General features: G+C 70.5%; 19 protein-coding genes. 13 read left to right on the top strand and 6 right to left on the bottom strand.

What is annotated here, in order from left to right; genetic code table 11:
• Nucleotides 1–37: 37 nt before the first annotated feature.
• A complete protein-coding gene (locus KV102_RS02535; RefSeq protein WP_220345218.1) occupies nt 38–1069 on the bottom strand; it encodes a LacI family DNA-binding transcriptional regulator in 1032 nt (343 codons plus the stop codon).
• Between the two features lie 137 nt (nt 1070–1206).
• Here KV102_RS02535 and KV102_RS02530 point away from each other — a divergent pair, with 137 nt between their 5' ends.
• Genes KV102_RS02530 through KV102_RS02490 form a run of 9 tightly spaced genes read left to right on the top strand, consistent with a single transcriptional unit; the run spans nt 1207 to nt 10249 of the window.
• Nucleotides 1207–2430 (top strand): amino acid ABC transporter substrate-binding protein, encoded by a 1224-nt coding sequence (locus KV102_RS02530; protein WP_220345217.1) that lies wholly within the window; start codon nt 1207–1209, stop codon nt 2428–2430.
• Between the two features lie 7 nt (nt 2431–2437).
• Nucleotides 2438–3322 carry a branched-chain amino acid ABC transporter permease gene (locus tag KV102_RS02525; protein ID WP_220341858.1) on the top strand — a complete coding sequence of 295 codons (885 nt, stop codon included), beginning with the start codon at nt 2438–2440 and terminating at the stop codon, nt 3320–3322.
• On the top strand, nt 3306–4406 hold the full coding sequence (locus KV102_RS02520; RefSeq protein ID WP_255560549.1) for a branched-chain amino acid ABC transporter permease: 1101 nt from the start codon (nt 3306–3308) through the stop codon (nt 4404–4406). Before KV102_RS02525 ends, KV102_RS02520 begins: the two co-directional genes overlap by 17 nt.
• A complete protein-coding gene (locus tag KV102_RS02515) occupies nt 4403–5158 on the top strand; it encodes an ABC transporter ATP-binding protein (RefSeq protein ID WP_220345216.1) in 756 nt (251 codons plus the stop codon). Before KV102_RS02520 ends, KV102_RS02515 begins: the two co-directional genes overlap by 4 nt.
• Nucleotides 5151–5930, top strand: a complete 780-nt coding sequence (locus KV102_RS02510; protein ID WP_220341856.1) for an ABC transporter ATP-binding protein — start codon at nt 5151–5153, stop codon at nt 5928–5930. The genes KV102_RS02515 and KV102_RS02510 overlap by 8 nt, the downstream gene beginning before the upstream one ends.
• A 5-nt stretch (nt 5931–5935) precedes the next feature.
• Nucleotides 5936–7084 carry a Gfo/Idh/MocA family protein gene (locus KV102_RS02505; RefSeq protein WP_220345215.1) on the top strand — a complete coding sequence of 383 codons (1149 nt, stop codon included), beginning with the start codon at nt 5936–5938 and terminating at the stop codon, nt 7082–7084.
• On the top strand, nt 7081–8250 hold the full coding sequence (locus KV102_RS02500) for a dihydrodipicolinate synthase family protein (RefSeq protein WP_220345214.1): 1170 nt from the start codon (nt 7081–7083) through the stop codon (nt 8248–8250). Before KV102_RS02505 ends, KV102_RS02500 begins: the two co-directional genes overlap by 4 nt.
• On the top strand, nt 8247–9143 hold the full coding sequence (locus KV102_RS02495; RefSeq protein ID WP_220345213.1) for a sugar phosphate isomerase/epimerase: 897 nt from the start codon (nt 8247–8249) through the stop codon (nt 9141–9143). Before KV102_RS02500 ends, KV102_RS02495 begins: the two co-directional genes overlap by 4 nt.
• Complete coding sequence (locus tag KV102_RS02490; protein WP_220341852.1) at nt 9140–10249, top strand: glycerate kinase; 1110 nt, start codon at nt 9140–9142, stop codon at nt 10247–10249. Before KV102_RS02495 ends, KV102_RS02490 begins: the two co-directional genes overlap by 4 nt.
• A 25-nt stretch (nt 10250–10274) precedes the next feature.
• Here the strand turns inward: KV102_RS02490 and KV102_RS02485 are convergent, their stop codons facing one another.
• Nucleotides 10275–10772 (bottom strand): DUF2505 domain-containing protein, encoded by a 498-nt coding sequence (locus tag KV102_RS02485; RefSeq protein ID WP_220341851.1) that lies wholly within the window; start codon nt 10770–10772, stop codon nt 10275–10277.
• Nucleotides 10773–10857: 85 nt separating this feature from the next.
• On the opposite strand from KV102_RS02485, the gene KV102_RS02480 reads away from it, so the two are divergent.
• Entirely contained in the window at nt 10858–15633 is a 4776-nt protein-coding gene (locus tag KV102_RS02480; RefSeq protein ID WP_255560548.1) for an NAD-glutamate dehydrogenase, read from the top strand.
• 57 nt (nt 15634–15690) lie between these two features.
• On the opposite strand, the gene KV102_RS02475 is transcribed toward KV102_RS02480, so the two are convergent.
• Genes KV102_RS02475 through KV102_RS02460 form a run of 4 tightly spaced genes read right to left on the bottom strand, consistent with a single transcriptional unit; the run spans nt 15691 to nt 20567 of the window.
• Nucleotides 15691–18069: a hypothetical protein gene (locus KV102_RS02475; protein WP_220345212.1), complete on the bottom strand. Its 2379-nt coding sequence runs from the start codon at nt 18067–18069 to the stop codon at nt 15691–15693.
• A gap of 45 nt (nt 18070–18114) precedes the next feature.
• Nucleotides 18115–18873 (bottom strand): amino acid ABC transporter ATP-binding protein, encoded by a 759-nt coding sequence (locus KV102_RS02470; RefSeq protein ID WP_220341849.1) that lies wholly within the window; start codon nt 18871–18873, stop codon nt 18115–18117.
• The gene (locus KV102_RS02465) at nt 18873–19694 is read right to left on the bottom strand and encodes an amino acid ABC transporter permease (protein WP_220345211.1); all 822 of its coding nucleotides are present in this window, start codon (nt 19692–19694) and stop codon (nt 18873–18875) included. The genes KV102_RS02470 and KV102_RS02465 overlap by 1 nt, the downstream gene beginning before the upstream one ends.
• Nucleotides 19695–19736: 42 nt before the next feature.
• Nucleotides 19737–20567, bottom strand: a complete 831-nt coding sequence (locus tag KV102_RS02460) for a transporter substrate-binding domain-containing protein (RefSeq protein ID WP_220345210.1) — start codon at nt 20565–20567, stop codon at nt 19737–19739.
• A 199-nt stretch (nt 20568–20766) separates the two neighbouring features.
• Between KV102_RS02460 and KV102_RS02455 the strand changes: the two genes are divergently transcribed.
• The 3 genes from KV102_RS02455 to KV102_RS02445 all read left to right on the top strand — a co-directional run bounded on the left by KV102_RS02455 (nt 20767) and on the right by KV102_RS02445 (nt 25557).
• Nucleotides 20767–21687: an NAD(P)H-binding protein gene (locus KV102_RS02455; RefSeq protein ID WP_220345209.1), complete on the top strand. Its 921-nt coding sequence runs from the start codon at nt 20767–20769 to the stop codon at nt 21685–21687.
• Nucleotides 21684–22445 carry a CPBP family intramembrane glutamic endopeptidase gene (locus KV102_RS19445; protein WP_220345208.1) on the top strand — a complete coding sequence of 254 codons (762 nt, stop codon included), beginning with the start codon at nt 21684–21686 and terminating at the stop codon, nt 22443–22445. The genes KV102_RS02455 and KV102_RS19445 overlap by 4 nt, the downstream gene beginning before the upstream one ends.
• Before the next feature lie 124 nt (nt 22446–22569).
• A complete protein-coding gene (locus KV102_RS02445; protein WP_220345207.1) occupies nt 22570–25557 on the top strand; it encodes a M14 family metallopeptidase in 2988 nt (995 codons plus the stop codon).
• The last annotated feature ends 53 nt before the right edge of the window (nt 25558–25610 follow it).

The following is a 25610-nucleotide window of genomic DNA, read 5'->3' as shown; positions in this document are numbered from 1 at the left end:
TGACCGGGAGGGCGGCGGTCGACCCGCCGCCCTCCCGTCATGCCCGCGCCGGACCGGTCGAGCTCCGGACCATCAGCTCGTGGCCGGTGTGGCGACGTCGAGGGCGTGACGACGGATCCTTGAGCGCCATCTCGAGCGCCGCTGCTCCCATGTCGGTCATCGGCAGGCGTACCGTCGTCAGGCTCGGGGCGAGGTCGGCCGCGACCGAGACGTCGTCGAACCCGGCCACCGACATCTCCGACGGTACGGTGACGCCGCGGGTGCGCAGGACGGCGAGGACCCCGATGGCCATCGCGTCGTTGAGGGCGATGACCGCGGTTGTCTCAGGGTGCTGCGTGACGATCTGCTCGGCGGCGTACGCGCCTCCGTCACGGGTGAACTCGGCCTCGACCAGTGGAAGGTCGTCGAGCTCGATGCCGTTCCCGGCGAGGGCGCGCTCGATCCCCGCGAGGCGGTCCACCACGGTGGTGAGGTTCACGGTGCCGGCGGCGATCGCGATCCGGCGGTGCCCCAGGCCGACCAGGTGCTCGGCGAGTGCGGCCCCCGCGTCCTCGTTGTCGGGGAGCACGGCGTCGGCGCGCAGGGCGTGCCGGCCGATCACGGCGACACGGCCGCCATTGGCTTGGAAGGCGGCAAGCTCGCGCTCGGCGGCGGCCTCGACTCCGTCACCGACGTAGCCGGAACCGGCGACGATGATGGCCCGCACGTTGTTCGCGATCAGGCTGCGGATCTGGCGGAGCTCGTTCTCCGGGTCGCGTGCGGAGTGGCAGATCTGGACCGTGATGCCCTTGTCGTAGGCCACCGAGATGACGCCTGCGGCGATCTCGGAGAAGTACGGGTCGTCGATCTGGTGCACGATCAGCCCGACCACCGACGCCGACCCGCCCGCGAGGGAGCGTGCGTGAGCGTTGACGACGTACCCGAGGGCGTCGGCGACCTGGTGGACCCGCTCGGCCACGCCCGGACTCACGCCCTCGCGGCCGGCCAGTGCCCGCGAGGCGGTCGCGAGCGACACTCCCGCGCGCTCTGCCACGTCGACGAGCCGCGGCGCGGATCGAACTCTCGCCATCCGGATGTCCCCCTCAGAAACGACCAGTGCTGTGACTCTTGCCACACGCGTTCACCCATGTCTATCCTACGAAAGCGCTTACGAAAGCGCTTACAGCGGCCCCCCGGACACGCGGACCTCGAATCGTAGGAGCGTCAATGTCGACGAAGACAACGAGCATCATCCGAATCGGCGCCTTGCTCGGCGCCGCGACCCTCGCGCTCACGGCCTGCGGCGGGGATGGAGACTCCGGCGGCGACGAGGACGGCCCGATCACCATCGGCGTCTCGCTCCCTCTCACCGGTGACTTCGCCGAGCCCGGCAAGGGCGTCCAGCGCGGGTACGAGGCCTGGGCCGCCGACGTCAACGACGCCGGTGGACTCCTCGGGCGCAAGGTCGAACTCAAGATCCTCGATGACCAGTCGAATGCCGACCGCGTCGTCGCGGACTACGAGTCCCTGATCGCGCAGGACGAGGTCGACCTCGTGTTCGGTCCGTTCTCCACCCGCCTGGTCGTGCCCGCGGCCCGCGTCGCCGACGAGTACGGGATGCTGTTCGTCGAGCCCGCCGGCGCGGCGCCCGAGGTGTTCGAGCAGGGATTCGACAACCTCTTCTACGCGGCCCCTGCCGTCGCGGACGACCACTACAACTACCTGGCGGAGTGGATCGAGGCCCTGCCGGCGGACAAGCGGCCCAAGACCGCGGCGTACGCGGCGATGGACGACCCCTTCGCGATGGGCACCGCGTACGGCCTCAAGGACAAGATGGAGGCCGCGGGCGTCAAGACCGTCGTCGACGAGAAGTATCCGCCGAACACCACCGACTTCAGCAGCATCGCGGCCAAGATCGAGAGCTCCAACGCCGACATGGTCGTCGGGGGCACGCAGTACCAGGACGCGGTCAACCTGATCGTGGCCCTGCAGCAGCTCGACTACCAGCCCAAGCTGGCCGCGTTCTCGACCGCGCCGACGAATCCCGAGTTCCCCGAGGCGATCGGTGCGAAGACGGAGGGCATCCTGTCGCCCACCGGCTACACGGAGCAGGCGGCGATCCCCACCAACAAGGAGTTCGTCGCGAGCTACACCGAGCGCAACGGCACCCCGCCCGGCGAGGACGAGGCCAACGCCTACACCACCGGCCAGGTCGTGGCTGCCGCCGTCGAGGCGGTCGGCTGCGCGGAGCAGGGCGACTGCCAGAAAGAGCTCATCGACTGGCTCCGTGACAACGAGGTCGACACGGTGGTCGGACCGTTGAGCTGGGACGAGGCGGGCAGGCCCCAGGGCGCCCACATGATCCAGCAGTACGTCGACGGCCAGATCAAGATCGTCCTCCCCGAGGACGTCAAGGAAGCCGACATCGTCTTCCCGAAGCCGGCCTGGTGACGTCCTGATGGATGGCGCCCTCATCTTCCAGAGCCTGGTGCTCGGTGTGCTGCTGGGAGGGCTCTACGCCCTCCTGGCGGCCGGGCTCACGCTCTACTTCGGGATCATGCGTGTGGTGATGATCGCGCACTCGGCGTTCCTCATCCTCGCCGCCTACCTCGCGTGGTACTTCCACCGGGAGACCGGCATCGACCCGCTGTTCTCCCTCTTCATCACCGTCCCGCTGTTCTTCGGTGTCGGCGTGCTCATGCAGCGGCTGCTCGTGGCCCGGCTCCGCCCGGTCACGCTCACGATGATGTCGGTCCTCCTGACGTTCGCGATCGCCCTCACGATCGAGGGCCTGCTCGGGTTCGCGTTCTCGGGCACCCAGCGCCGGATCCAGCTCGACTACAGCGGTGCGAGCCTCGAGCTCTTCGGTGCCCGCTTCGCGGTCGTCAAGCTGATCACGTTCGGGCTCGCCGTCGCCTCGCTCGCCGCGCTGTACGTGATCATGAAGCACACCCGCTTCGGCCAGTCGCTGCGCGCGACCATCCAGCACAGGGACGCCGCCCAGCTGGTCGGCATCAAGACCGACCGGGTCGCCGGCTACGGCTTCGGCCTCGGTCTGGCCACGGCGGCGATCGGCGGCACGGCGCTGTCGCTCGACGCCACCATCTACCCGTCGTTGCACTGGCACTGGATCGGCCCGCTGATGGCGATCATCGTGGTCGGCGGGCTGGGGAGCATCCCCGGGGCCGCGATCGCCGCGATGGTGCTCGGGATCGGCCAGAGCCTGCTGCAGATCCCGATGGGCACGACGTGGGCGCAGACCATCTTCTACGTGGCACTCTTCGCCACGCTGATGCTGCGTCCGCAAGGATTCTTCGGAGGTCGTCTTGCCCAGCGTTTCTAAGCCCAGCGCTTCTAAGGCCGACGCTTCTCGGGCCCGTGTTTCTCGGACCCTCGTCGCCAAGGCCCTCGCGTTCGCCGCGTGCGCCACGGCGCTGCTGACCTTCCCGGGATGGGCGGCCAACCCCTACATCCTGTCGGCCGGCATCGTCGTGCTCAGCTATGCGGTCCTCTCGACCTCCTGGAACTTCGTCGGTGGCTTCACCGGCTACATCTCGCTCGGCCACGCCGCGTTCTTCGGGCTCGGCGCGTACGGAACGGCACTGCTGATCACCCGGCTCGAGATGCCGAGCTTCGTCGCGTGGGCGCTGGCCGGGGTCGGAGTCGCTCTCTTCGCCGTCCCGGTCGGCTGGGCAGCGCTGCGGGTGCGGGGCGCGTCGTTCGTGATCGTGTCGATCGCGCTCGTGCTGATCATGCTCCTGGTCTTCCAGAGCTGGAGCTCGCTGACCGGTGGCTCCAACGGCCTCGTGGTCCCGCGGCCGTTCCCCGACATGCTCCGGCCGGAGCACCACGAGACGTTTTTCTATCTCTTCGTGGCGCTCCTCGCGGTCACGCTCCTCGCCTGGTGGCTGATCGACCGCAGCCGGTTCGGCATGGGCCTGAAGGCGATCCGCGAGGACGAGGACAAGGCGGAGGCGCTCGGCGTCCCGACCTACGCCTACAAGCTCGTCGTCTACGTCGTGTCGGCGTTCTTCACCGCGCTTGGGGGCGGCATGTACGCGCTGTGGTTCGGCGACCTCGACCCGGTGTTCCAGTTCTCGATCCTGATCGGCTCGTACATGGTGCTCATGGCGCTGCTCGGCGGCGTCCGTCAGCTGTACGGCCCGCTCCTCGGGGCGCTCATCGTCGGCACCGCGCTGGAGTACTTCAAGCTCGAGTTCGGGGACACGCAGTTCCACCTCGTCGCCACGGGGCTCCTCCTGGCCGTCGTGGTCCTCTTCATGCCCGACGGGATCATCCCCGCCGGCATGAAGCTCGTCGACCGCTTCACGCCGGAGCGCAGCTCGATCCGGGAGATGACCGCCGCGGAGCTGCTCGAGCGGGACGACGACGAGCGACCGCACCCCCGAGAGAAGGCGACGCGATGACCACGACTGCCGCACCTCCCCGCGAGAGCCTCGCCACGGTCTCGCTCAGCAAGGCGTTCGGAGGCGTCAAGGCCGTCGACGACGCCACCGTCACGTTCCACGAGGGCAAGGTGAACGCCCTGATCGGTCCCAACGGGTCGGGCAAGACGACGTTCTTCAACTGCGTCACGGGCATGATCCGACCGGACTCGGGGGCGGTGACCTATCACGGGAGCGACGTCACCGGCCGTTCGCCGCACCGGATCGCCCGCGCCGGGATCGGACGCAGCTTCCAGCTGTGCCGGATCTTCCCCCGCATGACCGTTCTCGAGAACGTCCTCGTCGCCCACCGCACCCACGGGCTCCGCTCGTTGCTCAAGGGCGCGCGCGACACCGACGAGATCGAGCGGGCCCGGCACTGGTTGCGGCGGGTCGGCATCGACCACCTCGAGCACTCCGAGGCCGCCGACGTCTCGTACGGCCAGCAGAAGCTCCTCGAGCTCGCCGGCGTCCTGATGGCCGAGCCGGACCTGATCATGCTCGACGAGCCGGCGGGCGGGGTGAACCCGGCGCTGATCGGCCGGATCGGCACCCTCATCCGCGAGCTCAACGCGGAGGGGCGGACGTTCGTCGTCGTCGAGCACAACATGGAGATGGTGATGAGCCTGAGCGACCACGTCATCGTGTTCGACCGCGGTCGGCCGATCGCTGAGGGACCTCCCTCCCAGATCCAGTCCGATCCTCGTGTGCTGGAGGCGTATCTCGGTGTCTGACTACCTGCTGGAGCTCCATGACATCGAGGCCGGGTACGGGCGAGCAGCGCTCGTCCTCCGCGGCCTCACCGTGAAGGTGCCCGCCGGTTCGGTGGTGTGCCTGGTCGGCCCCAACGGTGCCGGCAAGTCGACCGTGCTCAAGGTCGCGAGCGGTCTGCTCGCGCCGAGGTCGGGCTCGATCGTCGTCGACGGCGAGGACGTCACCGGCAGAGGTCCGCAGCAGATGCTGGCCTCCGGTCTGGCGCACGTCCTCCAGGGGCACAGCGTGTTCCGGGAGATGACGGTCGAGGAGAACGTCATGCTGGGCGCGTTCACCGTGCGCGACAAGGCCACGGTCGCCGAGCGCGTCGCCTTCGTCCGGTCGCTCTTCCCAATCGTCGGTGAGCGCTGGAAGCAGCTCGCCGGCCTGCTCTCGGGCGGGCAACAGAAGCAGGTCGAGTTCGCGCGCTCACTGATGGTGAGCCCGAAGGTGGTGCTGCTCGACGAGCCGTCGATGGGTCTCGACCCCAAGACGACCGCCACCGTGTTCGACCAGGTGGCGCGCATGCGCGACGCGGGGATCGCTGTCCTCCTCGTCGAGCAGAACGCTCGCCGTGCGCTCGAGACGGCCGACGTCGGCTGCGTGCTCGACCTCGGCCGGGTCCACATCTCGGGACCTGCGCCGGAGCTGCTCGCGGATCCGCAGCTGAGCGCGCTCTACCTCGGCGGACGACCGAGCGATCCTGCTCCGGCGGCGTCCGTCCCGACCACGAATCCCTCCAGGAACAGGTGAAGCCGATGGCATCGCAGAACGTCCGCATCATCATGAACGGCGTCACCGGCCGGATGGGATATCGGCAGCACCTCCTCCGGTCGATCCTCTCGATCCGGGATGAGGGCGGCGTCGAGCTGCCCGACGGCGGCCGTCTCCAGGTCGAGCCGGTCCTCGTCGGCCGCAGCGCCGACAAGCTCGCCGAGCTGGCGGACCGGCACGGCATCGCGGAGTGGACGGTGGACGTCGACGAGGCGCTGGCCGACCAGAGTGCCCCGATCTACTTCGACGCGCTCGTCACGTCGGAGCGCAAGAAGTCGCTGCTGAAGGCGATCACGGCCGGCAAGGCGATCTACACCGAGAAGCCGATCGCGCAGACGGTGGGCGAAGGGGTCGAGATCGCCCGCGCCGCCGACGCCGCCGGGGTCCTGAACGGTGTCGTCCACGACAAGCTCTATCTGCCGGGCCTGCTCAAGCTCCGGCGACTGGTCGACGCGGGCTACTTCGGTCGGATCCTGTCGGTCCGCGGGGAGTTCGGCTACTGGGTGTTCGAGGGCGACATGATCGCGGCGCAGCGGCCGAGCTGGAACTACCGGGCCGAGGACGGCGGCGGCATGGTCCTCGACATGTACTGCCACTGGAACTACGTGCTCGAGAACATCCTCGGACGCGTCCGCTCGGTGACCACGCGGGCCGTCACGCACATCCCGCAGCGGTGGGACGAGAAGGGCGAGCCGTACGAGGCGACCGCGGACGACGCGGCGTACGGGATCTTCGAGCTCGAGGGCGGGATCATCGCCCAGATCAACTCCTCGTGGGCGGTCCGCGTGCACCGAGACGAGCTCGTGGAGTTCCAGGTCGACGGCACCGACGGCTCGGCTGTCGCCGGGCTGTTCGGCTGCAAGGTGCAGTCGCGGGTGCAGACGCCGAAGCCGGTGTGGAACCCCGACCTCCCCACCGACGAGGTCTTCCGTGACCAGTGGGCCGACGTGCCCGACAACGAGGAGTTCGCGAACGGCTTCCGCGCGCAGTGGGAGGAGTTCCTCCTGGACTGGCACGCGGGACGTCCGCACCGCCACGACCTGTGGTCGGGCGTCCGCGGGCTTCAGCTCGTCGACGCGGCCCTCGAGTCGTCGCAGGCAGGTCGTACGGTCGACGTCGCGGCGATCGCATGACGGCCACACGCGACACCGTGGCTCTCCCGCGGGCCGACGGCAGCTGGCAGGGGGTCGAGCTCCGGGCGCCGCGGGCGTGGCCGGAGCACCCGGCGCCGTACCGCAGCCGCGCGGTCTTCGCAGCGGCGCACGTCGTCGCCGACCCGTACGGCGACAACGTCCCGGGGGCCCCCGCCGCGATCGACTGGGAGTCCACGCTCGCGTTCCGGCGGCACCTCTTCCGGTTCGGGATGGGTGTCGCCGAGGCGATGGACACCGCGCAGCGCAACATGGGACTCGACTGGCCGGCGGTCGTCGAGCTGGTCACCCGCAGCGCTGAGCAGGCGCACGAGGCCGGTGCGCGGATCGCCTCCGGGGCCGGCACCGACCACCGCAGCGTCCTCCGGACGCTCGGCGAGGTCACCGATGCCTATCTGGAGCAGGTCGCGGCCATCGAGGGGGCCGGGTCACAGGTGATCGTCATGGCCTCGCGCCAGCTGGCCGCGGTCGCGCGCTCGCCCGAGGACTACCTGACCGTGTACGACGTCGTGCTTCGTCAGGTCGGCGGACCGGTGATCCTGCACTGGCTCGGTGAGGCGTTCGACCCGCAGCTCGCCGGATACTGGGGATCGAGCGACGTCGACGCGGCGACGGCGACGTTCGTGCAGCTCGTCACCGACCACGCCGATCGCATCGACGGAGTCAAGGTGTCGCTCCTGTCCGCCGACCACGAGGTCGCGCTGAGGTCGGCGCTCCCGGAGGGAGTGCGCCTCTACACCGGTGACGACTTCCACTACCCCGAGCTGATCCGCGGTGACGGAACCCACCACTCCGACGCCCTCCTTGGCGCCTTCGCGGCCGTCGCGCCGGCGGCGTCCGCGGCTTTGAGCGCCCTCGACGACGGCGACCTCGCGACGTACGACGCCGAGATGGCCTCGACGCTCGCGCTGTCACGGCACCTCTTCAGCAACCCGACGTACTACTACAAGACGGGGATCGCGTTCCTGGCGTGGCTCTCGGGTCACCAGCCCGGGTTCTCGATGGTCTCCGGCCTGCAGTCGGCCCGCAGCGTCGTCCATCTCGCTGAGGTGTTCGCGCTGGCCAACGAGGCCCGGCTGCTCCCCGACCCCGACCTCGCCGCGTACCGCCTCAACCTGCTGCTCGAGACCGCCGGAGCTCGTCGATGACGGCGTTCCTCGACGTACCGAGCGGGCGGGCCGCGCGGTTCGACACCCCGGCTCCAGGAGACCCGCGGCTCGCGCGGCTGTCCCTCAACCAGCGCACGACGGCGCAGTGGTCCGTGCGTGAGGCTCTGGACGGGGCCCGGTCCGCCGGCCTCGGCGCCGTCGGGCTGTGGCGGGAGCCGGTGGCCGACGTCGGGCTCGCGACCGTCGCCCGCTGGGTCGCCGACAGCGGCTTGCGGGTGTCGTCGCTGTGCCGCGGGGGCTTCTTCACCGCCGAGGAGCCGCAGGCGCGCGAGACCGCGCACGCCGACAACGTGGCCGCAGTCGACGAGGCAGCCGCACTGGGAGCCCCGACCCTCGTCCTCGTGCCGGGAGGGCTGCCCGAGGGCAGCAAGGACCTCGCCGGCGCGCGGGAGAGGGCGACCGAGGCGATCGCCCGGCTGGCGCCGTACGCGGGGGAGCGCGGCGTCCGGCTCGGCATCGAGCCGATGAACCCGATCTTCGCGGCCGACCGCGGAGTGGTCTCGTCGCTGCGCCAGGCGCTCGACATCGCCGAGGAGCACCCGGTGGAGCAGGTCGGTGTCGTCGTCGACACCTACCACCTCTGGTGGGAGCCCGGCGTCACCGAGCAGATCGAGCGCGCCGGGGATCGGATCGTCGCCTATCAGGTGTGCGACTGGATCACCCCGGTCCCGGCCGACAACCTCCTGGGGCGCGGGATGATGGGCGACGGACACGTCGACTTCGCGGCGTTCACGCGGGCCGTCGCCGCTGCCGGCTACGCCGGAGACGTGGAGGTGGAGATCTTCAACGCCGACGTCTGGGCCGCCGACGGTGACGAGGTCGTCGCGACGACGGTGCGCCGCTACGTCGAGCTCGTCGAGCCGTACCTGTGACACGGGTCGTCGTCGCACCCGACAAGTTCAAGGGCTCGCTCGACGCGGCCGGTGTCGCGGCAGCACTGGCACGGGGGATGCGACGGTCGGACGTGGAGGTCGTCGAGCTGCCCGTTGCCGATGGCGGCGACGGGACCGTGGCGGCCGCGCTGGCAAGCGGCTGGCGGCCCGTGCCGGTGACCGTCGCGGGCCCGACCGGCACGCCGGTGTCGACCACGATCGCGCGTCGGGGCGACCAGGCGGTGGTCGAGATGGCCGACGCCTGCGGGCTGGTGCGCCTCGACGGCCCGCCCGCGCCGATGACGGCGAGCTCGCGTGGCCTCGGCGAGGCCGTCGCGGCGGCGATCGCCGACGGCGCGTCCCAGGTCGTCGTCGGCATCGGCGGCAGCGCCTCCACCGACGGCGGCGCGGGGATGCTCAGTGCGCTCGGTGCGCGCCTGCTCGACAGCGAGGGGGCCCTCGTGCCCGAGGGTGGGGTCGGATTGGCCGAGGTGGCGTCGGTCGATCTCGACGGCCTCCGGCTCGGCGGGACCACCCTCGTGGTCGCCTGCGACGTCGACAACCCGCTGACCGGCCCGCACGGTGCTGCCGCCGTCTACGCGCCGCAGAAGGGCGCGCGCCCGGGGCAGATCGAGGTGCTCGACCGGGGCCTCTCCCGGTGGGCCGACGTCGTGGCATCGGTCACGGGACGGGACCTGCGCCAGGTGCCCGGCGCGGGCGCCGCGGGTGGTGTGGGCTTCGCCGCGCTGTCGGTCCTGGGTGCGGAGACCCGCTCGGGGGCGGAGCTCGTCCTCGACCTCGTGGGTCTCGACGCCGCTCTGGCCGGTGCCGACCTCGTCGTCACGGGGGAGGGGTCGTTCGACGAGCAGACGCTGCGCGGCAAGGCCCCCGCCGTCGTGGCGGCGAGGGCTGCGCGCCAGGGCGTTCCCGTGGTCGTGGTCTGCGGTCGGACGACGCTGTCCGAGACGCAGGCTCGGCAGGCAGGATTCGCGGGCGTCCACGCGCTCCAGGAGCTCGAGGCCGACCTCGAACGCTGCATCGCCGAGGCGCCCGCTCTGCTTCAGCGCGCCGGGGCCGCGGCGATCGCCGCGTGGATCGGTGTCTGAGAGACCGGTGACGCGCGACCGCGGGTCAGGCCTCGGCGGCGATCCTCGCCCGGCCCTGCGAGGACTCCACGCGCAGGGCCGCCGTGATGGCCTTCGCGACCTCGGGCTCGATCCTGCGGCCGATCAGCGGGATCGCGACCTTGACGTCGCCCTCCACGACGAGCTCCGACCCGTCGGGGGTCGCCCGGATGGCCGTGGTCCCGTTCATCGTCGCCGGCTGGCCCTTGATCGTGAGACGGACCGTCCCGCGACGGGCGCCGTCGGCAGCGGGGGGTCCCCACTCCTCGACCTGGCGCACCTCGACCGTCTCGCCGGTCAGCTTCTTGACGAAGTCGGGCATCTCCGCCGGCATGGTCCGATCGATGCGGACCCGGACCTGATCGCCGTCGTCGTCCACCGTCACCTCGTACGCCAGGGCGTGGATCTTCTCGCAGACCTGCGCGCGGAACTCGTCGTCGCGGATGATCGCGAAGACCTGGTCGGGGGTGGCGCCGGGGTACTCGGAGATCTCGTGCAGCTTCATCGGGCCATCATGGCAGGCGGCCTCTCGAAGGCAGGGAAGTAGTGTGCAGAGAGTCACAACGATGTGAACCCGAAGGAGTTGGATCTTGTCCGTCGAGGAAGGCGAGCTGTCCGCCGACGTCGCCAAGGTGCTGGTCGAGGCCTACTACCAGCACGTCCCGTCTGCCGAGCGGGAGGAACGGTCGCTCGACGCCCTGCGCGGCGCCGTCCTCAGCCATGCCGAGCTGGCGCGTGTCCGTGAGCCCGGCGAGACGTTGCTGCGCGTCTGGGAGCCGACCGTCGACGAGGACGGGTGGGACGCGCGAGGACGCCTGGTCCTGCAGGTGGTGACCGACGACCGGGCCTTCCTGGTCGACTCCACCATCGCCTACCTGTCCACGGCCGGGTTCGGGGTGGACTGGCTGGTCCACCCTCAGCTCGACGTGGTGCGTGACGAGGACGGAGAGCTGGTCTCGGCCCGTGTGGCCGGATCGACCGGCGAGCCGCACGCGACCCGTGAGTCGTGGATGTACTTCGAGATCGACCACCGAGGCCGGGCCGAGGCGGCCGAGGCGATCGCCGAGGGTGTGCGCCGCGTCCTCGAGGACGTCGCGCTGGTCAACGACGACTGGGCTCCCATGCGCTCCCGGGCGCTGGAGATCGTCGCCGAGCTCCGGTCCGACCCGCCGGCGGGGATCGTGGCCGACGAGTCCGCAGAGGCGGCGCAGCTGCTCGCCTGGCTCGCCGACGACAACTTCACCTTCCTCGGCTACCGGGAATACGACCTCGAGGGTGACGTCGGCGAGGAGCGTCTGCGGACCGTCCCGACGAGCGGGCTCGGGATCCTGCGTGGCGGGCGCAAGGACACGGCCTCGCGGAGCCCGCTGCCCACGCGCTCGCGCGCGCGTGCGCGCGACAAGACGGTCCTCGTCATCACGAAGGCCAACTCGCGCTCGACCGTGCACCGCAACAGCTACCTGGACTACATCGGCATCAAGTCGTTCGACGCCTCCGGTGAGGTGGTGGGTGAGCGACGGTTCCTCGGGCTGTTCGCGTCCTCGGCCTACACCGGGAGCATCACCCGCATCCCGATCCTCGACCGCAAGGTGGAGCAGGTGATCTCGGGCCTCGGCTATGACGCCGACAGCCACGCGGCGAAGGAGATCCTCGACCTTCTCGAGACCTACCCCCGTGACGAGCTCTTCCAGACACCGGTCGATGGGCTGGCCGAGATCGCCGAGGCCCTGATCCACCTGCAGGAGCGCCGGCACGTCCAGCTCTTCGTCCGTCGCGACTCGTACGACCGGTTCCTGTCGTGCCTGGTCTATCTGCCGCGTGACCGCTACACGACCGGTGCACGGCTCACGATCGAGAAGATGGTCGCAGCCCGGGTCGGTGGGGACCCGATGATCGACTACAGCGTCTGGGTGAGCGAGTCACAGCTGGCCCGGGTCCATCTCGTCGTACGCCCGAGGCCGGGGGAGACGCTCGGCAAGGTGGAGCCCGCCGAGCTCCAGACCGAGATCGCGGAGGCGGTGCGCTCGTGGAGCGACGCCGTCGGTGAGGCGATGGAGGTCCGCTTCGGCAAGGCGGCCGCGACCGCGCAGCTGGCCGACTTTCGCGGCGCGTTCCCGGCCGGCTACAAGGAGGACATCAGCGCTGCGAGCGCGGTCGACGACATCCTCTCCGCGCGAGCGCTCCTCGACGGCGACGACCGCGTCAGGCTCACCGTGGAGCCCGACCCCGCCGTCGACGACGAGCACGCGCTGCGTCTGCGTCTCTACACCCGGGAGCCTGCGGCACTGACCGACGTTCTCCCCGTCTTCGCCTCGCACGGCGTCGACATCATCGACGAACGGCCCTACCGTCTCGCCACTCCGGAGCCGGTCTGGGTCTACTGGTTCCGCGCGCGCTCGCGCACGGTCGCCGACGACGACGGTCTGAGGCGGTTGACCGACGGGTTCGTCGCCTGCTGGGAGGACCGGGCGGAGGTCGACGGCTTCAACAGGCTCGTTCTCGCCGCGGAGCTCGAGTGGCGTCAGGTCGTGGTGCTGCGGGCGTACGCGCGCTACCTGCAGCAGGCCGGGACGCCGTTCAGCCTGGAGTCGCTGCAGAACGTCCTCCTGGCCGAGACCGACGTCGTCCGCCAGATCGTCGCCCTGTTCGAGACCCGGTTCGACCCCGCGATCGACGACGCCGACCGGGAGCGGCTCACCGAGGACGTCGAGAGCGACCTGCGCAAGCGGCTCGAGGCCGTCGAAGGGCTCGACGCCGACCGCGTCCTGCGGTCGTACCGGACGTTGGTCCGAGCCACCGCACGCACCAGCTACTACCAGCGGGACGCCGACGGCCGCCCGCGGTCGTACGTCTCGTTCAAGCTCGCGCCACGTGAGATCCCGGACCTCCCCGAGCCGCGACCCGCGCACGAGATCTTCTGCTACTCACCGCGGGTCGAGGGCGTGCACCTGCGCTTCGGGGCGGTCGCCCGCGGCGGTCTGCGCTGGTCTGACCGCCGCGACGACTTCCGTACGGAGGTCCTGGGGCTGGTCAAGGCGCAGATGGTCAAGAACGCGGTCATCGTCCCTGTCGGGGCCAAGGGCGGCTTCTACTGCAAGCGGCTGCCGGATGCGAGCGACCGCGAGGCGTGGATGGCGGAGGGCATCGCCTCGTACAAGACGTTCATCTCCTCGATGCTGGACCTGACCGACAACCGGGTGGGCGACCGTGCCGTGCCCCCTCCGGACGTGGTGCGGCACGACGGCGACGACACCTACCTGGTCGTCGCCGCCGACAAGGGCACCGCGACGTTCTCCGACATCGCGAACCAGATCTCGGCCGACTACGGCTACTGGCTGGGGGACGCCTTCGCCTCCGGCGGTTCCGTGGGCTATGACCACAAAGCGATGGGGATCACCGCTCGCGGGGCGTGGGTGTCGGTGCAGCGCCACTTCCGTGAGATGGGCGTGGACTGTCAGCGCGAGGACTTCACCTGCGTCGGCATCGGCGACATGTCGGGGGACGTCTTCGGCAACGGCATGCTCCTGTCGGAGCACACCCGCCTGGTGGCGGCGTTCGACCACCGGCACATCTTCATCGATCCCGATCCCGACGCAGCACGGTCCTACGTCGAGCGCCAGCGGCTCTTCGCGATGCCCCGCTCGAGCTGGGCGGACTACGACCAGGACCTGATCTCCGAGGGTGGAGGAGTGTTCCCCCGTGCCGCCAAGTCGGTGCCCGTGAGCCCGCAGATACGCGTGGTCCTCGGCATCGAGGAAGACGTGGCCAGCCTGAGTCCGCCGGAGCTGCTGCGGGCCATCCTGAAGGCGCCGGTCGACCTGCTGTGGAACGGCGGGATCGGGACCTACGTGAAGGCGTCGACGGAGTCGCACGCCGACGTCGGCGACAAAGCCAACAACACTCTCCGTGTCAACGGCAACGAGCTGCGCTGCAAGTGCGTGGGCGAGGGCGGCAACCTGGGGCTCACCCAGCGCGGCCGCATCGAGTACGCGCTGACCGGTGGCCGGATCAACACCGACTTCATCGACAACTCCGCCGGCGTCGACACCAGCGACCACGAGGTCAACATCAAGGTCCTGCTCAACCAGGCCGCTGCTCGGGGCGAGCTCTCGTCGGAGGAGCGCGACTCGTTGCTCGCCTCCATGACCGACGAGGTCGGACGGCTCGTCCTCCGCGACAACTACGAGCAGAACGTGTCGCTCGCGGGCTCGGTCGACGCCGCGGTGAGCCTCCTGCACGCTCACGCGAGCTGGATGACGCGGCTGGAGCGGGCCGGCTACCTCGACAGGGCTCTGGAGTACCTGCCCAACGAGAAGCAGATCGCCGACCGGCGCGCGCAAGGTGTCGGTCTGACGGCTCCGGAGCTCGCGGTGCTGCTGGCGTACACCAAGATCGTGCTCGAGGCGGAGCTGCTCTCGTCCGACATCGCCGACGACCCGTACTACCGAGCCCACCTGTTCCGCTACTTCCCGACGCCGCTCCAGCACGCCTATCGCGGCGACATGGCCGAGCACCCGCTGCGTCGCGAGATCGTGGTCACGGCGATCGTCAACGAGATGGTGAACCGTGGTGGTGTCTCGTACTTCCACCGGCTCTCGGGCGAGACCGGGGTGTCAGCCGACCAGCTCGCTCGCGCGCGGTCGATCGCTGCGGAGATCTGCGGCGAGGGTGCCCTGATCGAACGGGTCGCCGACCTCGACAACCAGGTGCCGGCCGACGTCCAGGAGCAGATGCGAGGTGCGCTCCAGGCGCTCGTCGAGCGGATGTCCCGATGGCTGGTGAACCACCGGCGGTTCGACGACGTGGAGGGGAGCGTCGACTACTTCGGGACGACGGTGCAGCACCTGCTGCGTGACCTCCCGCAGCTCCTGGTCGGGCGCGAGCACGCCAGGTGGCGCGATCGGGCCGACAAGCTCGAGAAGGCGGGGGTCGCCACGCACGACGCCGAGGCGTTCGCTGCGCTCGGACCCGCGTACGGCGCGATCGAGATGGCCGACATCGCCCTCTCGACCGGTGTCGATGCCTCGACCGTCGCCCGGGTGTTCGCCGAGCTCGGCGAACAGCTCGGTCTGGACCGGCTCTCGCACCGCATCCAGGCGCTGCCGCGCGACGACCGTTGGCGGTCGATGGCGCGTGCCGCGCTGCGTGACGACCTGCTGGGCGTCCAGGGGCAGCTTGTCCGCAAGGTGCTCGCGACGACGGACGACGCGCTGTCTCCGCACGACCGCGTGGACGCATGGGGCACGTCCGAGGCCGTGACCCTGAAGCGGGCCGAGGAGACCCTCGAGGAGATCTGGGGAGAGGACACTCCCGACCTCGCCCGGCTCTCCGTGGGGCTCCGGGTCGTCCGGACCCTCCTGACTTGAGCGCCGCGAACAGGGCCGGCACCTCCGCGCGGAGGTGCCGGCCCTGTTCTCTGAGAGTCAGCGCTGCTGGTCGGGCGGGGTGTCGCCCCGCGGACGCAGGGGGAAGACCTGCGCGTCGCCCGAATCGTCGAGCGTGCCCGCGGCCCCGTTGACGCTGGGGTGGCTCGGACCCTCGGTCGGGTCGTACGCGAGGTCGTAGGCGGTCGGTACGCGAGGGCTCCGCGGGTCTCGCGAGCGTCGAGCTCGGCGGCGAGCGAGGACGTCGTCCTCGTTGTCAGGCATATCGTGGACGAAGGGCCGATCATCGCGCCCGTCGATGTCGGGATCGTGGTCTTGGCCGATCTCCCGCGGTTCGGGCGGCTCGTTCACCGACTCCGCGAGCGCCGAAGCAGCGAACGGTCCAGGCCCCGGTCCACCGAAGGTGTCGAAGCGGATCGCGGGGTACTCGGTTGTCGGGAGCTCGTCCTCGTCCGGCGCCGGCAGGCCGTGGACGGCGTGCGGGCCGGCGGGGGGTGCAGCCGGGTCGGTCGGACGGGGCTCGTCGACGATGGCGGGCATGTCCCACTGCGTCTCTTCCTGCGCCCGCGCGAGCCGGTACGCCGCGTCGACGTCGGCGATGCCGGCGAAGGGGTTGGTGGGCGGCAAGGTGCCGTTCAGGCCCAACGAGAAGCGTGGAGAAGGCGGCGGCTCGCGGTGGTCGTCACCCTCCGGCGCGGCGCCCAGCGCATCGTCACGGCGCGGGTGGTCGGCGGGAGGGGCGACGAGGTCGTCGTCGGGGCCTCTGACCGGCACGTCTGCGCGCCGGCGGCCGCCGACCGGCCGAGACCGCTCGTCGTCGAACGCCGAGCGCCCCGCCGGCTCGTCCTCGTCGTGCTCGCCTTGCTCGCTGTGGAGGGCCTGCTCGTCGCGGGCGGCGGTCTCGTCGTGGAGGTCCTGCTCGTCCTCCTCGTTCGGCTCGCCCTCGTTGCGGACGTCCGCCTCGTCCTGGAGGTCCTGCTCGTCGGGCTCGTCGCGGACGTGGGTCTCGTCGTGGACGTCGCGGACGTCGGTCTCGTCGTGGAGGTCCTGCTCGTCCGGCTCGTCCTGGGCCGAGCGAGCCAGCCCAGCTGCGTCGTCGTCCACCTCAGACTCCAGCGTGACGGGCGCCGCCTCGACGGGCTCGACAGCAGGCTCCTGGGCGGCCGATTCGACGACGAGGTTTCTCTCGACGACGACGCTTCTCTCCCCGTCGAGGCCGAGGCCGAGGTCGACGTCGTCGTGCGTCGGGAGTTCGGAGGACGGCGACTGCTCCGCAAGGCGGCGCCGGCGGGCGAGCTCGACGGGCGCGACGACCTCACCCTCGATGAACGTTTCATCCTCCAGCTCCAGCTCCAGCTCCAGGTCCGCTTCCGCCTCGACGGGCGAGTCGACGGGCTCGGGCTCCGGTTCCGGCTCGGCCGCGACCTGCGGCTCAGGCTCCGGCTCGGCCGCGACCTGCGGCTCAGGCTCCGGCTCGGCCGCGACCTGCGGCTCAGGCTCGGGTTCGGGTTCCGGTTCGGGTTCCGGCTCGGCCACGGCCTGCTGCTCCGGCACCGGTGCAGGCTCGGGCAGGACCTCCTGCTCAGCCGCCACCTCGACCTGGTCAACCTCGATCTCTGCCTGCTGCTGAGCCTGAGCGACCATCCGCTCGGCCTCGTCCGCGATGCGTGCGGCCTCCGCGGACGCCCGCATCGCCAGTGCGGCGACGAGCTCGCCCTCGTCAGGACGCACGAGCTCGAGGCGGCGCTCGACCTCGGGCCGCAGCGCGGGGGCCACGGTCTCGGTGAAACGGCCGTCGAGGTAGGAAGGCTGCTCCACCGTGGACGTCTGCCGCTCGTCCTCGCGCAGGAGCTTCTCCGCGAACGCCCTCAGCTCGGTGTCGGGGTCGAGGACGTGGGGGATCTCGGGGTCGAGGAGGCGCCCGTCCTCGGGTTCGAGGTGGCCGATCTGGAGGTTGCGGCGCTCCTCGAGGACGGCGAGCTCTTCCTTGGCGAGGTCGAGCTGCTCGCGCAGCCGCTCGACGTACGACGCAAGCGCCGCGACCACGCCGGCGGCGTCGGCGACGGCCCGCTCGGTCGTGAGCTGCCGCTCCAGCGCCGTACGGGCGAGGCCGTCGAAGACCGCCGCGCCACTCATGTTGCCTTCGACCCGCAGCTCAGCCGCGTGATAGGCAGCGGTCGCCGCGTGGACGCCCCAGTCGTCGGCGGTCTGCCGGTCCTCCGCACGGTCGTGCTCGGTCAACCGCTTGGCCGCCACCGCGACGGCGAGAGCGTCCTCCGCCTCGGTGATCGTCGTCGCGAACGCGCGCCCGAGCGCGATGAACAGCTGCTCGGGGTCAGCGGAGTCGTCGATCAGCGTCTGGACGTCGGCGTGCGCGAGTGCGGTGACCCGGCCGAGGACGGACTGCTTCTCAGCCATGACGAGATCCTCCGGTCAGTCGTGGGGACTCCGACTATCCCTCAATCAGCTCGGAGTCACGTGCGTGGGGTCCAGGACGCGGCGGAGGAACTCCTTGGTCCGCGCCTCCTTCGGGCTGCCGATCACCTGCTCGGGGATGCCCTGCTCGACGATCACCCCGCCGTCCATGAAGACGACCCGGTCGGCGACCTCGCGGGCGAACGCCATCTCGTGGGTCACGACGAGCATCGTCATCCCCTCCTCGGCGAGCGTGCGCATGACCGTGAGCACCTCACCGACGAGCTCGGGGTCGAGCGCCGAGGTGGGCTCGTCGAAGAGCATCAGGTTGGGCTCCATCGACAGGGCGCGCGCGATCGCGACGCGCTGCTGCTGACCGCCCGAGAGCTTGGCCGGGTAGGCGTCGTGCTTGTCGGTCAGTCCGACGCGGTCGAGGTTCTTCTCAGCGATCCGGCGAGCGTCCTTCTTGCCCCGCTTGAGCACGGTCTGCTGGGCGACCATGCAGTTGCTGAGGGCGGTGTGGTGGGGGAAGAGGTTGAAGCTCTGGAACACCATGCCGACGTGGCGCCGGGCGGCATCGATGTTGCCGTCGGGGTCGGTCAGGTCCTCGCCCGCGACGAGGACCGTGCCTGCGCTCGGCTGCTCGAGCAGGTTGACGCAGCGCAGGAGCGTGGACTTGCCGGAGCCGGACGGGCCGATGACGCAGACCACCTCGCCGGTGCCGACCGTGAAGTCGATGCCCCGGAGGACGTGGTTGTCGCCGAACGACTTGTGCAGGTCCTTGATCTCGACGAGGGTCTCGGGCATCAGCGGGCCTTCCCGGCAGAGGCCTCCAGGCGTCGGACGATCACCGACAGCGGGAGGGTGATGATCAGGTACGCGAATCCTGCGACGACGAGCGGCGTGACGTTCGCGTACGTCACCGACATGTCGCGACCGAACTTGGTCAGCTCGGCCTGGTCGGCGGTGAGCCCGATGATGAAGACCAGAGAGGAGTCCTTGACGAGCAGGATGAGCTCGTTGGTCAGCGGCGGAAGCATGGTGCGGAAGGCCTGCGGCAGGACGACCTTGCGCATCGCCTGGCCCGACGTCATACCGAGCGAGCGCGCGGCCTCGGTCTGGCCCTTGGGGACGGCCTGGATCCCGCCGCGGATGGTCTCGGCCATGTAGGCGCTCGCCACGATGCCGAGCGCCAGCCAGACGGTGCCGTAGGGGTCGAAGGGGATCCGCAGGGCGGGGAACGCCAGCGGCAGCAGCGAGAAGATGAGGAACACGATCAGCGCCGGAAGCCCGCGGAAGAACTCGATGTAGGCCGTCGAGAGCCAGCGGTACGGGCCGACCTCGCTGAGCCGCATGATGGCGAGGATCGTGCCGACCACCAGCCCGAAGGCGAACGCCCCGACGGTGTAGATCACCGTGTGGAACAGCGCGTCCCACAAGCCGCCGGTGATCGCTTCCTTGATCAGATCGGGCTTGAAGAACGCGTCACCGATCGACTTCCAGTCGGCGAAGAAGATCGCCGCAAGGACGAGCCCGATCAGGACGGCGTACTGGACGAACCGGATCCGCTGAGCCCGCTTGCGCGGGCTCAGCGGACGTCGGGTCGCCACCTTCGTGGGGGTGCTCATCGCTCTCCTGTGAGGTGGTCGGACGTGGTGCGAACGGCGAGATTACTCGCTTGCGGGCGCCTCGCCGAAGTACTTCTTGTAGATCTCCTCGTACTTGCCATCTTCCTCGGCAGCCTTGAGGACCTCGTTGACCTTGTCGATCATTTTCTCGCCGTTGGCGTCCTTCGCGGCGGCGAAGCCGTACTCCTCGCCGGTGTCGAACTCGGTGGCGACGGCGAACTCCGGGTTGTCCTTGACGAAGTCGTAGAGGACACCGTTGTCGTTGATGACGGCGTCGACGCGGCCGGCCTGGAGCCCGGTCACCTCGAGCGAGAGGTCGTCGAACGCAGGCATGGAGTAGCCGAACTTGTCGGCGTTGTCCTCGGCGTAGATCTGGCCGGTGGTGTCGACCTGGACGCCCAGCTTCTTGCCCTTGAGGTCGTCGAGCCCGGTGATGCCGGAGTCGGCCTTGACCAGGAGCGCCTGCGTGGCCTCGAAGTACGGGTCGGAGATCGCGATCGCCTTGGCGCGCTCGTCGGTGATCGTCATGCCGCCCATGCCGACGTCGCACTTGCCGGCCTTGAACGCGGCACCGGACGTGACCTGATTCCAGTCGACGTCGACGATCTTGGTCTTGAGCCCCATGTCGTCGGCGACCAGCGTCAGAAGGTCGGTGTCGAAGCCGATGATCTCGTCGCCCTCCTCGTACTGGAAGGGCTTGTAGGGCATGTTCGTGCAGATGGTGAGCGTGTCGGCCGAGACCAGCTTGATGCCGTCGACCTCGGCGGCCGAGTCGTCTCCGTCGCCGCCGCAGGCGACCATCGTCACGGTGAGAGCGAGTGCCCCGGCGGCAGCAGCAGCTGCGCGTCCCAGGCGTCGTCCGGTGACCTTCATCGGTGGTGCTCCTTGCGCTTGATGGATCATGCGGAACGGATGGTTCCACACGAACAACACAGAATTGTTACGGCCCTGCGGAATCTCCGAGGCTCGGCGGACGTCGCCGGCGATCCGCCCGGCCTGACGCCGCCCGCCCTGTGACGGATGATCGAGAGACGGAAGGTCAGACGCAGGGCGATCGGCGACGGGGGACTCGATGCGCGTGCTCGTGACGGGAGCGACGGGATTCATCGGGCGGCGACTTGCGCCCGCCCTCGAGGCGGACGGGCACGAGGTCGTCGCGATGACGCGGAATCCCGACCGGTACGCCGGGGTCGGGCGGGCGGTGTTCGGCGACGTCCACGACGCAGGCTCCCTCGCTGACGTCCTCTCCGACGTGGACGCGGCGTACTACCTCGTCCACTCCCTCGACTCCGACGACTTCGTCCGCCGCGACGCCGACGCGGCGTCCGCGTTCGGAGCGGCTGCCGGTGACGCCGGGCTGCGCCGCATCGTCTACCTCGGCGGGCTCGGGGACGACTCCGACGAGCTCTCGGACCACCTGCGCAGCCGCCGTCAGGTCGAGGGCCTGCTGGCCGGTGGCGGTGTCCCCGTCACGACGCTGCGGGCCGGCATCGTCGTCGGGCACGGCGGCATCTCCTGGGAGATGACGCGCCAGCTCGTCGAACACCTGCCGGCGATGATCACCCCGCGGTGGGTGAGCACGCGGACGCAGCCGATCGCCGTGGACGACGTCGTGCGCTATCTCGTCGGGGTGCTGACCCTGCCCGAGGGCACGGACCGGGCGTACGAGATCGGCGGACCCGACGTCCTCGCGTACGGGGCGATGATGCGTCGGGTCGCCGAGATCGAGGGACGTCACCCGATCATCGTGCCGGTGCCGCTGCTGAGTCCCGGACTCTCGTCACGCTGGCTCGCCCTCGTCACCGACGTCGACACCCGCACAGGGCGCTCGCTGATCGACTCGATGGTCAACGAGGTCGTGGTGCGCGACGACGCCATCCGCCAGGCGGTGCCGTTCGACCCCCTCTCGTACGACGAGGCCGTCCTGCGCGCGCTCGCCGAGCGTGCCCGCGCCCAGGCCCGCGAGCGGGAGGCGGAGGAGGACCCGACGTGACCGGGGCCCTGCGTGCCGCGGTCGGCGCCGTCCGGGCCAGGACCCGTGCGGTGCTGCCCCGAGGTCTGGGGTACGCCGTTCCGTCCCATGCGCCCGAGCCCGAGGCGGTCGTGCGCCGGCGACGCCGTACGGTCGCGGTCGGCTGTCTGGCCGGGACCGGGATGCTCGGCGTCTCCCTCCAGACCAAGCCCGACTCTCCGCAGTTCTATGCGCTCACGGCGGCGACGGCGGCGACGTGGACAGTCGGTGCGCTGGCGTCCGGACCGCTGCACCAGGGCTGGATCGAGATGCAGGACGGCGTCCGCCGGCGGCCGGTCGTGGTGCCGGTCCTGACCGGGGTCGGTGCCTTCGGCTGCTTCGTGGCCGGGGGACTCGTCGCCCAGCGCGTCCCGGTGCTCGACGCCGCGGTCCGCCGCGTCCTGCGCTTCGCCGAGGAGGGCAGTGCTCCGCTCGTGGTGCTGACGACCCTGGCCAACGGCGCGGCGGAGGAGCTGTTCTTCCGCGGCGCCCTGTACGAGGCGGTGGGGGAGCGGCGTGGCGTGCTGGCGTCGACGCTCGCGTACACCGCTACGACCGCGTCGTCGCGCAACCCCTCGCTCGTGCTCGCCGGTGCCGTCATGGGCACGCTCTTCGGGCTCCAGCGGCGGGCGACCGGCGGCATCCAGGCGCCGATGCTGACCCACCTGACGTGGTCGGCCCTGGTGCTGCGCTATCTGCCGCCGCTCTTCCGCGAGCAGCGTTTCCGACGGGTTTCGTGATCCTGGCTGGGTTTAACAGGACGTCAAAGGGTTCCCCGCTCGTCGAATCTTGGGCAGGATCGGAACGGTCCCGCCGCCGTGTCGCGTGCGTCACGACGGACCGTCCCCTCCGAGAGGACTCCCAGTGCGAACGTCACGTGTGGTGGGTGTCGTCGCGAGCCTCGCGCTCGCCTCGACGACACTCCTGACGGCACCGTCAGCCGTCGCCGAAGAACCCCCCGTCTCACCGTTCAACCAGCGTTCGGCCAAGGAGCCGACGGCGACCGGGTCGCTCACCGCGAAGGCCGCCCGGAACGCCGCGAGGCGCACGACGGTCGGCGACCCGTTGCCGATGCCGTCGTCGTACCCGACGCAGCCGGACCTGAGGGTGTTCCCCGAGGCCGAGACCGACGCGTCCGACAGCGGCAACCTCGTCCGCTTCGACGACATCGCGCCGACGCTGAACGCGTTGATGGACTCGTCCGACCGCGTCTCCACGCAGGTCGTCGGGCAGTCGACGCAGGGTCGTGACCTCTACCTGGTCACGGTGACGGCTCCGGAGAGCCGGAGCGAGACCAGGCGTCAGACCGCGTGGCGGGAGAAGATCAAGAGTGAGCCGCGGGCCGCGGCCCGGGACAAGCGGCTCGAGCGGGACTACAAGACCCCCCTCTGGATCAGCGCCAACATCCACGGCAACGAGTGGGAGGGCACCGACGCGGCCCTGCAGTACATCGAGGAGCTGGCGACCGCCCCGTGGAGCGAGGTGAAGTCCCTCCTCTCGGAGCACCGGCTCTACTTCAGCGTCGCTCTGAACCCTGACGGCCGCACCATCGGGCAGCGGGCGACCGCGCTCAACCTCGACGGCAACCGCGACATGATCACCAACACCACGCCGGAGTCGACGTCGTTCATCCGTACCGCCCAGGCCGTTCAGGCGCTGTACGCCGCCGACTTCCACGGCTACACGAGCGTGCTCCAGATCGAGCCCTGCGGCCCGCCGCACGGTGACGACTACGAGTACGACCTGTTCATCCCGCACGCCTACGCAGCGGCGCTCCAGGTCGAGAAGGACGTCGTCGGGGCCGCGATCCCCGGCAACACCTACTACGACGTGACCACCGGACGGGTCGTCCCGGAGGTCACCGGCCCCGAGAACGCGCACATCAAGATCCCGTACCGCGACACCCCGTCGGGGTGGGACGACTTCCCGCCGGTCTTCACCGCGCAGTACGCCGCCTTCTCCGGCTCGGTGACGGCGACGGTGGAGCTGCCGAAGTCGCGTCCCAACGGCAGCAGCCAGACGCCGGCCAGCGCGGTCGTCAACACGGCGGTGGCGCTGAAGACGATGCAGAGCCTGGTCGACTACGTCGGCACGAACGACGCGGCGATGCTCGACGACCAGATCGAGTTCTTCCGCCGGGCCGACGTCGGAGCCCCGCGTACGGCGCTGACCACGGAGAACATCGCCGACGTCCCGGGTCCGCAGGAGTGGAAGGCGGAGTGGGATGCGGCCGACGACCAGAACGCGGTCTCGTACCCGCGGGCGTTCGTCGTCCCCGTGGGCGAGGGGCAGCGGTCGCTGACCGACGCGCGCACGCTCGTGAGCCGTCTGCAGCTGCACGGCATCGAGGTCGACCGGCTGGCGCGGACGGCCAGGATCGACGGCACGGCGTACCCGGCCGGGTCCTATGTCGTCGACATGCACCAGCCGCTGCGCAACCTGGCTCACGCTCTCCTCGCGCCAGGAACCGACATCTCGGCGAAGTTCCCGAGCATGTACGACATCTCGGCCTGGAGCTGGGGTCTGCTGTGGGGCGCCACGGTGGAGCCCGCCGGCACGACGGGCGAGGGTCGACTGCCTCGGACGGTCCCGGCCGCCGGCGCCGGAGCAGTCGACGGTGACGTCCCGGACCGCGGGTCGTACCTGACCTTCGACCTCGCAGGCGTCAACGACTTCCGGGCGCTCAACGCCCTGCTCGAGGACGGGATCGCCGCCTCACAGCTCGCGGACGGGTCGGCCGTCGTCGGTGCCGACAAGGAGACGTACGCCGCGGTCGAGGAGGTCGCCGAGGAGCTCGACGTCGACTTCACCGAGGCGTCCGCGTCCGAGGTCGCCCAGCTCCGCACGGGCGCCGCGAAGGGCCTGGAGGACCTGACCGTGGGCTACACGGGGTCCCAGGACGACCTGCTGTCGTTGACCCAGCTCGGGTTCGACGACCTCGTGCCGCTGAGCGCGCCGACGATCACCGCGACTCCCGCGGTGCTCGACGACGTGGACGTGCTCTGGCTCGGGTCGGCGCTGACGTTCAACGCCGGGCAGTCCGCCGGCGCTGCGGCGCTGCAGGCGTACGTCGACGGTGGCGGCAGCATCGTCGGCCGCGGCGCGGGTGCGTTCGACACCGCGAGGACCGCCGGTCTCGTCACCGGCACCGCAGTCACCGGCAACCGCAACGGCAACGGCATCGTCGCGGTGGACACCGCTGACGACGGGGTCCTGGCGCCGTACGCGCAGCCCTACTCGTTCATCTATCCGGCCACCTGGTTCACCGGGCTGGGGGCGGGGACGACGGTCGAGCAGTCGTACGCGACGGGCAACCCGCTGGTCGCGGGCCACTGGCGCCGAGGTGGTGACACCGGGACGAACCCCGACGGACCGGAGGATGCCGCGGGTCAGCCCGCGGTGGTGTCGGCGGAGGCGGAGTCGGGTGCGAAGGCCCTCGTCTTCGGGACGTCGGTGTTCTTCCGTACCCACCCCAAGGGCGGTCAGAGCCAGGCCGCGCGCGGCCTGTTCTGGGCGGCGCCGGAGGGTGAGGGTGTCGCGGCGCCGGTCGCCACGTCGACCACGCTCGAGGTCGGCCGTGCCCGCCCGGGCTCGGTCGAGCTCGAGGTGTCGGTGACGGCGGACGACCCTGCAGCGGGGACGCCGGACGGTGTCGTCCAGGTCCGCGAGGGCCGTTCGCTGCTCGGCACGGCGCGCGTCCGACGCGACGGTACGGCGGCGTTGACCCTGCGCGGTCTGCGCCCGGGCACCCACGTGCTCACCGCCTCGTACACGCCGAAGGCAGGGTCGGGCTTCGACGCCTCGGCCTCGGGTCCGGTCACCGTGCAGGTGAAGGCGGGACCGCGAGGCTGATCGTCACGGGGACGGGCCGTCGATCGCGCGAGGATCGGCGGCCCGTTCCCTAG

This window comes from Mumia sp. zg.B53, assembly GCF_019550935.1.
In the GTDB taxonomy this organism is placed as follows: domain Bacteria; phylum Actinomycetota; class Actinomycetes; order Propionibacteriales; family Nocardioidaceae; genus Mumia.
The sequence above is the reverse complement of the archived record's forward strand: the minus strand, read 5'-3'. Positions and strand labels throughout refer to the sequence as shown.

Bases quoted from the DNA above. Each gene is read 5' to 3' on its own strand.
- KV102_RS02535 (WP_220345218.1), bottom strand. From the start codon at position 1,069: ATGGCGAGAGTTCGATCCGCGCCGCGGCTCGTCGACGTGGCAGAGCGC.
- KV102_RS02530 (WP_220345217.1), top strand. From the start codon at position 1,207: ATGTCGACGAAGACAACGAGCATCATCCGAATCGGCGCCTTGCTCGGC.
- KV102_RS02525 (WP_220341858.1), top strand. From the start codon at position 2,438: ATGGATGGCGCCCTCATCTTCCAGAGCCTGGTGCTCGGTGTGCTGCTG.
- KV102_RS02515 (WP_220345216.1), top strand. From the start codon at position 4,403: ATGACCACGACTGCCGCACCTCCCCGCGAGAGCCTCGCCACGGTCTCG.
- KV102_RS02505 (WP_220345215.1), top strand. From the start codon at position 5,936: ATGGCATCGCAGAACGTCCGCATCATCATGAACGGCGTCACCGGCCGG.
- KV102_RS02500 (WP_220345214.1), top strand. From the start codon at position 7,081: ATGACGGCCACACGCGACACCGTGGCTCTCCCGCGGGCCGACGGCAGC.
- KV102_RS02495 (WP_220345213.1), top strand. From the start codon at position 8,247: ATGACGGCGTTCCTCGACGTACCGAGCGGGCGGGCCGCGCGGTTCGAC.
- KV102_RS02485 (WP_220341851.1), bottom strand. From the start codon at position 10,772: ATGAAGCTGCACGAGATCTCCGAGTACCCCGGCGCCACCCCCGACCAG.
- KV102_RS02475 (WP_220345212.1), bottom strand. From the start codon at position 18,069: ATGGCTGAGAAGCAGTCCGTCCTCGGCCGGGTCACCGCACTCGCGCAC.
- KV102_RS02470 (WP_220341849.1), bottom strand. From the start codon at position 18,873: ATGCCCGAGACCCTCGTCGAGATCAAGGACCTGCACAAGTCGTTCGGC.
- KV102_RS02465 (WP_220345211.1), bottom strand. From the start codon at position 19,694: ATGAGCACCCCCACGAAGGTGGCGACCCGACGTCCGCTGAGCCCGCGC.
- KV102_RS02460 (WP_220345210.1), bottom strand. From the start codon at position 20,567: ATGAAGGTCACCGGACGACGCCTGGGACGCGCAGCTGCTGCTGCCGCC.
- KV102_RS02455 (WP_220345209.1), top strand. From the start codon at position 20,767: ATGCGCGTGCTCGTGACGGGAGCGACGGGATTCATCGGGCGGCGACTT.